Here is an 11,268-nt window from a genome sequence, read left to right on the forward strand (position 1 = left end):
TTCCGTTAATTCGGCCTGCGAGACGTGGTTGTGACGACCCCTTCGGCCCCCATGGAATACCGAGGATAGCATGAGGCCGCTGCGCCTCCGAACCTGATTTCAATCGGTTTCAGCCTTGGAACCGCGATTCCGGCCGATATCGCTGCGCTGCGCAGTTGGTCATTGCCGAAGCAGTTCGGGAGAAAACGCCTGGCGCGCTGTGATTGATCCGTCGAGGGAGACGGCGCCCGCTCTCGCGCAAAGTCATTCAATGCGAACAGGGCCTGCAATCCCGCAGCCATTTGACGGCTCGCAACGGAACTCACGCTACACCCCTCATCCAGGCAAATAGTCCGCCCGATTCCCCAGCCATTGGCAGCACTCCGATACCACCCACGAGGTAGTAAGGATGACGTTCAAAACTTTACGTCCCCCAACCCGCAGTGGTTGTGGTTTGCGCCAGATTCTGCCAGTTTAGCCTCCCGAAGGAAATTGTATGCACTCCTTAGCGGAAAGGGGCGTTCATCTGGCGGAACGCCCAAAGACAAATCTCAGCGGCCTCTCTGATTGGGATACGGCCCGCATATTTCTCGAAGTCGTCCGATGCGGGAGTTTCCGCTCGGCGGCCGAGCGCTTGTCGTTGTCGATCAACGCCGTGCGCCGGCGGATCGACGATTTCGAACGCCAGACCGGCACGACGCTGTTCACCCGCGACGTCCACGGCACCCATCTGACCGATGAAGGCGCGCTGGTGGTCTCCGCCGTCGAGCGCATGGAGGCCGCCACCTTCGACGTGCTGCGCGCCAGCGACTCGATGGCCAATGCCCTGTCCGGCGAGGTTCGGGTCGCCGTTACCGAGGGGCTCGGCACGTTCTGGCTCGCTCCGCGCCTGGTTGAATTCCAGCACGCCTATCCGAAGATTCTGGTCGACCTGCATTGCGCGATGCGTTCGGCCGACGTCTCGCGTCACGAGGCCGACGTCGCCATCCATCTGTCGCGTCCCTCGGCGCTCGACATCAAGCTGGTACGGCTCGGCCGCATGCACCTGATGTTCTGGGCCTCCGAAAAATACATTGAAAAGCACGGCGCGCCGCGTTCGGCGGCGGAATTGATCAAGCATCGCCTGGTGCTGCAATTCGCCGATCAGCTCGCCGCCAAGGAATCCTTCGAGAGCTTCTTCCCGGGCGTTTCGGAACGTGACCTCCTGGTCATGAAGACCAACGTCTCGAGCGCCAACTATTGGGCCGTCGCGAATGGCGCCGGCATCGGCGTCTTTCCCAGCTATGCCATTGCGCTTGGCGGGAAGTTGATTCCACTGGAGGTCGAGCTGAACCGACCGCTGGATATCTGGTTGTCCTACCATCCCGGTAGCGGCCGTATTCCGCGCGTGCGGCACATGATCGACTGGCTGATCGAAGCTTTCAGTCCCGCTCGCTTCCCGTGGTTTAAGGAAGAGTTCGTGCACCCGCATGAATTCAAGGACTCGTATATGGGCGAACCCCTGACCCAGCTCTTCGGGGGATTTTCAACCGAAGAACAAAGGTGAGAACAAAGATGAAAGCAGCGGCAAAAAGAATGAAGCAGCGCAGTGCCGGCAAGCCCGACATTGAGCTTGGCAAGCGGATCCGTCTGCGGCGCGTCGAGATGAAGATCTCGCAGGCGGAGCTCGGTGAGAAGCTTGGCGTCAGCTTCCAGCAGGTCCAGAAATACGAGAAGGGCGTCAATCGCGTCGGCGCGGCTCGACTTCAGCAGATCGCCTCCGCCCTCGATGTGCCCGTGACCTTCTTCTACGACGGCGACAACAAGGCCCGCGAAGTCGAGAGCCTGCTGTTCCTCGACAGCGCATTCAGCCTCCGCCTGTTGCGCGCCTACAGCAAGATCAAGGACCAGACGGTGCAACGTCAGCTCGTCTCGTTGATGGAATCTATCGCAGCGAACGAAAGCTGAGGTCGATCGACGGTCTGCCTTTTAGGGCCGATCTTCAATCCGCCGCGTCACGGGGCGCGGCCGGATTGAACGAGACCGGACGAGCATATTCCGGCTCGCGCGCTTACGCGCGGCCTTTCCGGGGCGGTTCGACCGCCCCTTTTTCTTTGCGGCACGATGCTTAGGACGAAGCGCCATGCAATCGCGGAACAGGCGGATGCAGACTCGCGCGCCCTGCCCCGGTTGACCCCGCAAGCGTCCGCGCAGCACATTGCCTCCCGCACATGACAAGCGAGCGCGCGATGCCCGGCATTTCCAGCACGACCGAAACACCTTACGCCGACGGCAAGATCCTCAAGCACGCAGCCAGTGGCGTCGGCGTGATCACCTTCAACAATCCCGACAAGCGCAACGCGATGTCGCTGGAGATGTGGGAGGGATTTGGCGCGGCGCTGACGGCCTTGCGCGACGACGAGACGGTGCGCGTCGTGATCCTGCGCGGAGCCGGCGGCAAGGCGTTCGTCTCCGGCGCCGACATCAGCCAGTTCGAGAAGACGCGCCATAACGCGGCCGCGTCCGAGGAATACGCTAGGCGCAGCGCCGCCCAGCGCGCGCTGCTGGCCGACTATCCCAAACCGACGATCGCCTGCATCGAGGGCTTCTGTCTCGGCGCCGGCATGCAGGTCGCGATGCTCGCCGACATTCGTATCGCCGCACACGGCAGTCAGTTCGGCATTCCCGCGGCCAGGCTCGGCATCGCCTATGGTTATGACGGGTTGAAGCATCTGGTGTCGCTGGTCGGCCCGTCCTGGGCGCGCCTCTTGATGTACACGGGCATGCGGATCGATTCCGCCGAGGCGCTGCGCATCGGTCTCGTCGAGCGCGTGTTCCCGGAGGGCGAGCTCTGGGGCGAGACCATGTCGATCGCGCAGACCATCTCCGAGAACGCCCCGCTCGCAATCAAGGCCGCCAAGATCACCATCGCGCAGGTGCTGAAGGACGAAAGCCAGCGCGACATGGAGGCAATCCAGGCGGTCGGCCATGCCTGCATGGACAGCGCGGATTTCCGCGAGGGCCGGCAAGCCTTCATGGAGAAACGCCGGCCCAAATTCCAGGGGCGCTGAATCTGAACCTTCATTCAGGAAGATTAAATCCGCGCACGACCGCACCCCGATAGCAACCAGTTTATCTGTCGCAGGTTCTCTCGCCACCAACGAGGAGATTGCGATGAAATTCAAATTTGCTGTTCTTGGTCTCGCAGCTCTGGGCGGTGCGGCGCTCGCCTCGGGCTCGGCGTTCGCGGCAATGCCGAACGGCATTCCCCAGGCGGATCGAATCGCGAGCGGCCCGGCCGCTGACATCGATCAGGTGCGCTGGGTCTGCAACCCCTGGGGCCGTTGCTTCTGGCGTCCGAACTATTACGGCGCCTACGGCTATTACGGCGGCCCGCGACGCTTCTACGGCCCCCGTCCGTGGGGCTGGGGTCACCGCCATCACCACTGGCGCCGCTGGTGAACACGAAGGGGCCTGCGGGCCCCTTTTCTTTGACTACAGCGCCGCCAGCACCGCCTTGGTAATATCCGCCGTGCCGTTGCTGCCGCCGAATTCCATCGGCTTGATGCCGCCGGCATAGACCTGATCCACCGCACGCTCGATGGTCTCGCCGGCTTCCGCCGCACTCTCGATGCCGTGCTTGTCGGCGAGCCAGTCCAGCATCATCGCCGCCGACAGGATCATGCCGGTGGGATTGGCCTTGCCCTGCCCCATGATATCGGGCGCGGTGCCGTGGCAGGGCTGGAACACGGCGTATTTGTCGCCGATGTCGGCCGACGGCGCCATGCCGAGGCCGCCGATCAGGCTCGCGGTGATGTCGGAGACGATGTCGCCGAACATGTTCTCCATCACCATCACGTCGAAATCCCAGGGCCGCTTGACCAGCATCGCCGAGCAGGCATCGACATAGAGCCGGTCGGTCTTCACATCAGGATGCTTCTTCTCGATCTCGTCGAAGATGCCGCGGAAGAACGCAAACGCCTTGAACACATTCGCCTTGTCGACGCAGGTGAGCGCACCGGGCTTGCCGCGCGCCTTGCGCCGCTCCGCCAGGCGAAACGAGAACTCGAACAGGCGCTCTGATGTCCGGCGCGTGATCACCATGGTCTCGCGCGCGTCCTCATGGGTGACGACGCCCTTGCCCATCGAGGCGAACAGGCCCTCGGTGGATTCGCGGATGACGACGAGATCGATGCCGCGCTGGTCAGCACCGACGATCGGGCTCGGCACGCCGGGAATGAGGCGCGCGGGCCGCACGCCGGCATAGAGATCGAAGATGAAACGCAGCTCGATCTGCGGCGCGATCTCGGTGTTGTCGGGGTAGCGCACCGACGGCAGGCCGCAGGCGCCGAGCAGGATCGCGTCCGCCTCCTCGCACAGCTTGATCGTGCTATCCGGCATCGACTTGCCGGTGGCGAGATAATTGTTGGCGCCGGCCGGCGCCTCGGTGAAGCGGAAGCGCAGATCCGATTTTTGCTCGATCTTGCGCAGCACCTCGAGGGCCGGCGCCATGACTTCGGGACCGATGCCGTCACCGGCGAGCACGGCAATGTGGAAGGCGTTGTTTGCGGACATGGAGGGCCTCGAGAAAGAAGTTAGCCAAGTCGTCATTGCGAGCGAAGCGAAGCAATCCAGAATCTTTCCGCGGGGGGCAGTCTGGATTGCTTCGTAGCTTCGCTCCTCGTAATGACGGAGGAGAGAGCGTTCGTTACGGCGTCAGCACCGTGCGCCCGACCACCGCGCCCTGCTGCAATTGCAGCAGCGCGTCATTGGCCTTGGCGAGCGGGGCTGTCGTCACGGGGATCGGCGGCACCCTTTTTGTTCGCACGAGCTCGAGCAGCTCCTGCGTCTCGCGCAGATTGCCGACGTAGCTGCCCTGGATCGTCACCGCCTTGATCGGAATCAGCGGCAGCGCCCAGGTCGCGCCGCCGCCGAACAGGCCGACGATGACGAGCTTGCCGCCCTTGGTCAGGCAGTCGAATCCGAGCTGCGTCGTCGCGGCGTTGCCGACGAGGTCAATCACGGCGCGGATCGGGCCGCCCGCCTTCTTCGCAAGCTGCTCCAGCGCATCCGGCGCCTTGGGATCGACGGTGGCGAGCGCGCCGGCCTTCTCAGCCGCCTCGCGCTTTCTGGCGTCGATATCGACCATGATCGCGCCCTTGCCGCCCATCGCCTTCAAGAGCGACAGGGCCATCAGGCCGAGGCCGCCGGCACCGAACATCACGATCGGCGTGTCGAAATGCTGCTCGACTTTCTTCAGCGCGCTGTAGGTGGTGACGCCCGAGCACGCATAGGGCGCGGTCGTCGATGGGTCGAGGCCCTTCAGATTGAGCAGATAGCGCGGATGCGGCACCAGCATGTGATCGGAATAGCCGCCGTCGCAATAGACGCCGAGCGAGCGCGGCGTCAGGCACATGTTCTCGTCGCCCGCCAGACACGTGGCGCATTTACCACAGCCGATCCAGGGATAGACGAGACCGACGTCGCCGAGCTTGAGGTCGCCCTGGTCGGTCGGCTTCACGTCGGGGCCGAAGGCGAGGACTTCGCCGACCGTCTCGTGCCCCATGGTCAGCGGCAGATTGATGCCGCGGTCCTTCAGCGACAGCGGCTTGCGGCCATGGCCGAGATCGTAGCCGCCTTCCCAGATGTGGAGATCGCTGTGGCAGACGCCGGCCGCCTTCACCTTGATCAGCACCTGCGTGCCCGAGGGTTGCGGCGTCGCCTCGTCGAACTCCTGCAGCGGCGCCTTGAAATCGGCAACCTTGAAACTCTTCATTGGCGTCCTCCCGGCATGCTTGTCGTTATCGCCCACCATGCCATGGGCGGCGTGGCGAGACAAACCTGGGCCTGTCTAGTCGACGCTAGCCGATGATGACAAGCCGACGGAACGCAAGGCCGCATTGCTTGTTGCACGACACCCAGTTTCAGCGTGTCGCGGCCGTTTTGCCCGTCGGAATTGGCGCATCATCGGCGAGGCCGACTTCGTCGCGCAGCGCATCCGTATGCTCGCCGAGCACGGCCATCGTCTTGGCGGGCTTGGTGTCGGCGCCCGACATCCGGAACGGCACGTTGAGCACCTGAAAGGAGCCTCCCTCGTCGCGCACCTCGGAGAGCGCCTGCCGGTGCGCGAGTTGCGGATCGGTCAGTGCCTCGGACACGGTGCGATAGGCCGAAGCCGGCACGCCGGCCGAGCCCAGCGTGGCGAGACACGCATCGGTCGTGAGCTGCCGTGACCAGGCTTCGACGCCGTCCATCATCTCGACCCAGTTCTCGCGGCGCGCGGCGTAGGTCGAGAAGCGCGGATCGGAGATCCAGGCGGGGCGGCCGATCACTCCCATCAAGCCCTGAAACGTCTTTTCGCTGGCGACAGTGATCATGACATAGCCGTTTGCCGTCTCGGTTGGCCCGAACATCGGGCGCGCGGTCGGCTTCACCGTGAATTGCGAGGTCTGCAATTCGGTCAGCGTCAGTGACAGCATGGTTTCCATCATGGAGACGTCGATGTGCTGGCCAACCCCTGTCACAGTGCGCTGATAGAGCGCGGACGCGATTGCGCCGAAGCCGTAGGTGCCGGTGACGACGTCGGCATGATAGATGCCGCAGGAATCGGGGCGGCTGCGGCCGGGCTGGTAGGAGAGATGCGCCATGTCGTAGCCGGAGGCCGCATGGATCACCGGCGCATAGGCCGGCAGCTCGGCCGAGGGGCCGGTCTGGCCGTAGCCCGAGATCGAGCAGTAGATCAGCTTGGGGTTGAGCGGACGCAGACTGTCGTAGTCGAGCCGCAGCCGGTGCATCACGCCGGGGCGAAAGTTCTCGACCAGGATGTCCGCGCTCGCGGCCAGCCGGCGCACCGCCTCCTTGCCGTCTTCGGACTTGAGGTCGAGCACCAGGCTCTTCTTGCCGACATTGAGCTGGCCGAAGGCGGTGCTGCACCCCTGGCGCAGCGGCGGTCGGGTCCGCATCGTCTCACCGCCGTCGGTCTCGATCTTGATGACCTCGGCGCCCATGTCGGCGAGCATCCGCGTGCAATGGGGACCGGCGATCGTGGTCGAAAAATCCAGGACGCGCAGCCCCGCGAACGCCTTTGTCGTCGTCCCCTCATGCTTATCTGCTAGCTGCATGCCTGCTTACGTCCTTGGGTCTCTTAGGAACTATCGAAGTTCTCTGTTGTTGATGCGGCGACCCTAGAGGGCGGCGGCTGAGTAGGAAAGTGTTTACCGAACGGGCGCGCCGCGTGGGCGGGCTTTAAGAATTCCGGGACAACTGGACCCGTTCTTGCATAGTAGCGAACGGGATCGGAAGAGGGCAGCTGTTCTTGAGGGTCTTGTTCGTCACCACAGAGATGGACGACTTCGTCCGCGTTGGCGGACTTGGAGCCGTTTCGGCCGCCCTCCCCCGCGCCCTTCGCTCCTTTGCCGATATCCGGATCATGCTGCCCGGCTATCGCGACATCATCGAGCAACTCACGCATATTCAGATCGTTGGCCGCAGCCCCGCGTTCGCGGAAATGCCGGCCTGCTCGCTCGGCCGCGCCGCGACCAAGGACGGACTGCCGGTCTACGTGCTGTTGTGCTCACAACTTTACGACCGCCCCGGCAACCCCTATGGCGACGAGTCCGGGCACGACTGGCCGGACAACGACATCCGCTTCGCGCGCCTTGCCTCGGCAGCCGCTGAGCTCGCCATGGGCAAGCTGGACAAGAATTGGGCAGCAGACCTTATCCATGCCAATGACTGGCAGGCCTCGCTCGTGCCGGCTTATCTTGCCTGGCGCGGCGCCAAGCTGCCGTCGATCCTGACCATTCACAACCTCGCCTATCAGGGCCTCTTCCCGAAGGACTCGCTGCGGCGGATCGGCGCACCGGAGAGCTCCTTCCACATCGACGGCGTCGAATTCTATGATCAGGTCTCCTTCCTCAAGGCCGGCCTCGTCTACGCCTCGCACCTCACCACCGTCAGCGGCACTTATGCGCGCGAGATCACGACGGAGGAATTCGGCTGTGGCCTCGAGGGACTGCTTCGCGTCCGCTCCGACGCCGCCGAGCTCACCGGCATCCTCAACGGCATCGACGAGAGCTGGGACCCGCGCTCCTGCGCCCAACTCGCCCAGCAATTCGGCGCCGGCGACTGGGTCGGCAAGAAGGCCAACGCGGATTACGTCCGCAAGCAGTTCGGCTTGGCGGTCTCGCGCGGCCCGATGTTCGGCATCGTCGCCCGGCTCGTGCATCAAAAGGGCATCGACCTCGTGCTGTCGGCCGCCGATGAAATCGTCGATGCCGGCGGGCAGATCGTGGTCACCGGCTCCGGTGAGCCGGCGCTCGAGCAGGCCTTGATCGACGCGCATCGCCGCCGCCCCGACGCCATCGGCGTGGTGATCGGCTTCAACGACGCCCAGGCCCGCCGCATCTTTGCCGGCAGCGACTTCACCTTGATGCCGTCGCGCTTCGAGCCGTGCGGGCTCAGCCAGATGTACGCCCAGCGCTTCGGCTCGCTGCCGATCGGGCACCAGACCGGCGGCCTTGCCGAGACCATCACCGACGGCGAGACCGGATTCCTGTTCTCGAAACCCTCGCGCGATTCCTTCCTCGGCGGCGTGCGCCGGGCCTTCTCGGCCTTCGTGGCGCACGACCAGCTCGACACCATGCGCCGCAGCGCCATGGGGCGCTCGTTCTCCTGGAGCATCTCGGCCGGCAGCTACAGCGCGCTGTATAGGAAGTTGGCGTCGGTGTGAGAGGCGACGGCGCTTCCTCACACTCCGTTCATACGAGCGCCGCTCCATCACCGTCACCCTGAGGTGGCCGCTTCTTCAGCGGCCCTCGAAGGCGACGGCCCGCCTGCAGCAGCGGGGCCGTGCATCCTTCGAGGCTCCGCTCGCGATGCGTCGCATCGCAAGCCTCGCACCTCAGGATGACGGAGCTAAGAGCTGAGCACTTCACCCCTTCCCGCGCACATCCATCTGCGGCCGGCCGATCCACGCCCTGTTCAGACAGCGGACCATCCAATCGGGCTGCGGCTCGCCCCGCAAGCGCGCCTGCGCTTCCTGGTAGGGGCCGACATAGCGCAACCTATCAGGCAATCTTGGATAGACCCGCCTGATCCATCTCAGCGCTCGTTCAGCGGATCTGGTGTCGCGCTCGTCGAGCTCGAATCCGAAGCCCGCGCGCAAGCGCTCCGGCAACATCCTCGCCGTGAGCGCGCGATACCAACGCGGCGGCCGCAACCACGGACGCGTGCCGCCAAAGATCTGCGCGGCGATCTCGCGTGCCGCCGGGCTGACGGTCAGCGTCTCCGATTGCGCCATCGCCGCGGTGTAGGCCGTAAAGCCCGACCAATCCGCCGGCAGGTGGTCCGCCGTTAGTCCGAACAAGGATCCGAACAGCCGGCTCTCGGTCCAGTAACGCTCGCGCTCCTCCGCCGAGAGAGGCGGCAGGACCAGATCGTGCGCCATCAGCGCGGACTCCACCAGCGTCGCATGGACCCAGCGCAGCGACGGGATGTCGTTCGCACAATAGCGAGAACCTGCAGCAAAGGGGCCGACTGTCTCGGGCATCTCGCCGGCGATCATGCTGTGACGCCGATGCAGCTGGCGCGCTGACAGCAGCGCCCGGTCGAGCGAGCCGAACACCATGGCAAAGACGATGTCGAAGGTGCGGTGGAAGCGACCGATCGGATCGGCAAAGGTGTTGGAATGCTCGGCGATGGCGGCGGCGACCCAGGGATGGGCCAGTTGCAGGAGCAGCGCGCGGCCGGCGCCGAGAAAGATGACCGCCTCGCGGTCCATCCGCCAGGTCAGCGTGTCAGGACCGAATATGCCTGCGATCGGGTCCAGCGCGTCAGCGCGGACCTGATCGAGTGCTGCTTCCAGATCTTTCTCGGCGACCAATGGCAGAATCTCGGCTGCGAACGAGACCGAACAATCCGCAAGGCCTGTGGCAATTCGATGAACGGGCAGCCGCCTAGCGCTTCGCCGGGGCGTCCTGCGGCGGCTCGTCGTCGGCGATGGCGCGCCAGGCGGCGCCGTCGAGATCGTCGTATTGGCCGCTGCGGAGCGACCAGAGGAAGGCGACGAGACCGGCACCTCCGAGCATCAGCGCCAGCGGGACCAGGATGACCAGGATTTCCATCACACGATCTCCCGCGAGGCGCCGCGCGCGCGCAGCGAATTCAGCATGACCAGGATCGAGGATCCGCTCATGGCCGCAGCCGCGATCAGGGGCGTCACGACGCCGCTGATCGCAACCGGCACCGCCAGGACATTATATCCGATCGCAAGCCAGAGATTCTGCCGCATCAGATGCAGCGCCTTGCGTGAAGCGTCGATGGCCGCGACCACCGGAGCCAGCGGCCGGCCAAGGAAGACGAGGTCGGCAGTGGCCTGGCTCAGATGCGCGGCCGAGATCGGCGACATCGAGACATGGGCTGCCGCGAGCGAGGGCGCGTCGTTCATGCCGTCGCCGACCATCAGCACTTTTGCGCCGCGCCGCTTCAATTCCTCGATCCGCGCGATCTTGTCGGCCGGCGTGACGGCGGCGCGCCATTCGGGAATGTCGAGCGCATGGGCCGCCGCCTTCACCGCCGGCTCGCGGTCGCCGGAGAGAATCTCGATGCCGATGTTGCGCGCCTTCAGTGCCGCGATCACAGCCTGCGCATCCGGACGCAGGCCCTGGCGGACCGAGAGGATGAAGCTTTCGCTGCCCTTGCTGAAAGCGACGATGGAGGCTTCGGGATCGACCATGGCGCTGCCGACCAGTGCCTCCGCGCCGCAGAAAGAAGGGCGGCCAAGGCGGAGCTCGACGCCGTCCAATGTCGCACGGACGCCCTGCCCGGCCTCTTCGACCGCACCGACAACAGGTGATCTGGCGCCGGCCGCTTGCGCGACGGCGGCGGCAACCGGATGATGGCTCGACAGCGCAAGGCGGCCGGCGAGCTCGAAGACATCGGCGGGAATGTCGGCGGCATTCATCACTTCGAGATCGGGCAGCGTCAGCGTGCCGGTCTTGTCGAAGATGACATGGTCGGTCTCGGCCAACCGCTCGATGGCGTCGCCGGAGTTCAGCAGCACGCCGGACTTGAACATCGCACCGGAGGCGATCGTCTGCACGGTCGGAATGGCAAGCCCCAGCGCGCAGGGACAGGTAATGATCAGCACGGCAACGCCGGTCACGATCGCATCATGCCAGGACGCGCCGGCAATGACCCAGCCGAGAATGGTCAGAAATGCGGTCGCATGCACCACCGGCGCGTACAGCCGCGAGGCGCGGTCGGCGAGGCGCATGTAGCGCGAGCGGGCCTGGAGCGCGTTGTCGAGCA

General features: G+C 64.8%; 11 protein-coding genes. 5 read left to right on the forward strand and 6 right to left on the reverse strand.

Translation table 11 applies throughout. The annotated features are described in order from the left end of the window. The first annotated feature begins 475 nt into the window (after positions 1-475). The 4 genes from MOV75_RS02950 to MOV75_RS02965 all read left to right on the forward strand — a co-directional run bounded on the left by MOV75_RS02950 (position 476) and on the right by MOV75_RS02965 (position 3,420). Positions 476-1,525: a LysR family transcriptional regulator gene (locus MOV75_RS02950; protein ID WP_246916793.1), complete on the forward strand. Its 1,050-nt coding sequence runs from the start codon at positions 476-478 to the stop codon at positions 1,523-1,525. A 29-nt stretch (positions 1,526-1,554) separates the two neighbouring features. After that, entirely contained in the window at positions 1,555-1,926 is a 372-nt protein-coding gene (locus tag MOV75_RS02955) for a helix-turn-helix domain-containing protein (RefSeq protein WP_020608151.1), read from the forward strand. Between the two features lie 281 nt (positions 1,927-2,207). Then, positions 2,208-3,029, forward strand: a complete 822-nt coding sequence (locus tag MOV75_RS02960) for an enoyl-CoA hydratase (protein WP_246916796.1) — start codon at positions 2,208-2,210, stop codon at positions 3,027-3,029. Positions 3,030-3,132: 103 nt separating this feature from the next. Next, positions 3,133-3,420: a hypothetical protein gene (locus tag MOV75_RS02965; RefSeq protein ID WP_246916798.1), complete on the forward strand. Its 288-nt coding sequence runs from the start codon at positions 3,133-3,135 to the stop codon at positions 3,418-3,420. Positions 3,421-3,453: 33 nt separating this feature from the next. Here MOV75_RS02965 and MOV75_RS02970 read toward each other — a convergent pair whose 3' ends face one another. The 3 genes from MOV75_RS02970 to MOV75_RS02980 all read right to left on the reverse strand — a co-directional run bounded on the left by MOV75_RS02970 (position 3,454) and on the right by MOV75_RS02980 (position 7,079). Further along, positions 3,454-4,533 (reverse strand): isocitrate/isopropylmalate dehydrogenase family protein, encoded by a 1,080-nt coding sequence (locus MOV75_RS02970; protein WP_246916801.1) that lies wholly within the window; start codon positions 4,531-4,533, stop codon positions 3,454-3,456. Between the two features lie 133 nt (positions 4,534-4,666). Beyond that, entirely contained in the window at positions 4,667-5,734 is a 1,068-nt protein-coding gene (locus tag MOV75_RS02975; RefSeq protein ID WP_246916804.1) for an alcohol dehydrogenase, read from the reverse strand. A 148-nt stretch (positions 5,735-5,882) separates the two neighbouring features. After that, positions 5,883-7,079, reverse strand: a complete 1,197-nt coding sequence (locus MOV75_RS02980) for a CaiB/BaiF CoA-transferase family protein (protein WP_246916807.1) — start codon at positions 7,077-7,079, stop codon at positions 5,883-5,885. A 194-nt stretch (positions 7,080-7,273) separates the two neighbouring features. Between MOV75_RS02980 and glgA the strand changes: the two genes are divergently transcribed. Beyond that, positions 7,274-8,689 carry a glycogen synthase GlgA gene (glgA, locus tag MOV75_RS02985; RefSeq protein ID WP_246916810.1) on the forward strand — a complete coding sequence of 472 codons (1,416 nt, stop codon included), beginning with the start codon at positions 7,274-7,276 and terminating at the stop codon, positions 8,687-8,689. Between the two features lie 201 nt (positions 8,690-8,890). Here glgA and MOV75_RS02990 read toward each other — a convergent pair whose 3' ends face one another. From MOV75_RS02990 to MOV75_RS03000, 3 genes are all read right to left on the reverse strand, one after another. Further along, positions 8,891-9,841, reverse strand: a complete 951-nt coding sequence (locus MOV75_RS02990) for an oxygenase MpaB family protein (protein WP_246916813.1) — start codon at positions 9,839-9,841, stop codon at positions 8,891-8,893. A gap of 73 nt (positions 9,842-9,914) precedes the next feature. Beyond that, positions 9,915-10,082, reverse strand: coding sequence for a cbb3-type cytochrome oxidase assembly protein CcoS (gene ccoS, locus MOV75_RS02995; RefSeq protein WP_063984819.1), 168 nt, complete (start codon positions 10,080-10,082; stop codon positions 9,915-9,917). Then, the coding region (locus MOV75_RS03000; protein WP_247004843.1) for a heavy metal translocating P-type ATPase at positions 10,082-11,268 on the reverse strand (1,187 nt) is incomplete at its 5' end. The genes MOV75_RS03000 and ccoS, both read right to left, overlap by 1 nt.

Source organism: Bradyrhizobium sp. PRIMUS42 (assembly GCF_023006515.1).
Lineage (GTDB): Bacteria > Pseudomonadota > Alphaproteobacteria > Rhizobiales > Xanthobacteraceae > Bradyrhizobium.

Excerpts from the sequence above, each read along its gene's own strand:
- MOV75_RS02950 (WP_246916793.1), top strand. The coding sequence starts at position 476 with ATGCACTCCTTAGCGGAAAGGGGCGTTCATCTGGCGGAACGCCCAAAG.
- MOV75_RS02955 (WP_020608151.1), top strand. The coding sequence starts at position 1,555 with ATGAAGCAGCGCAGTGCCGGCAAGCCCGACATTGAGCTTGGCAAGCGG.
- MOV75_RS02960 (WP_246916796.1), top strand. The coding sequence starts at position 2,208 with ATGCCCGGCATTTCCAGCACGACCGAAACACCTTACGCCGACGGCAAG.
- MOV75_RS02965 (WP_246916798.1), top strand. The coding sequence starts at position 3,133 with ATGAAATTCAAATTTGCTGTTCTTGGTCTCGCAGCTCTGGGCGGTGCG.
- MOV75_RS02970 (WP_246916801.1), bottom strand. The coding sequence starts at position 4,533 with ATGTCCGCAAACAACGCCTTCCACATTGCCGTGCTCGCCGGTGACGGC.
- MOV75_RS02975 (WP_246916804.1), bottom strand. The coding sequence starts at position 5,734 with ATGAAGAGTTTCAAGGTTGCCGATTTCAAGGCGCCGCTGCAGGAGTTC.
- MOV75_RS02980 (WP_246916807.1), bottom strand. The coding sequence starts at position 7,079 with ATGCAGCTAGCAGATAAGCATGAGGGGACGACGACAAAGGCGTTCGCG.
- ccoS (WP_063984819.1), bottom strand. The coding sequence starts at position 10,082 with ATGGAAATCCTGGTCATCCTGGTCCCGCTGGCGCTGATGCTCGGAGGT.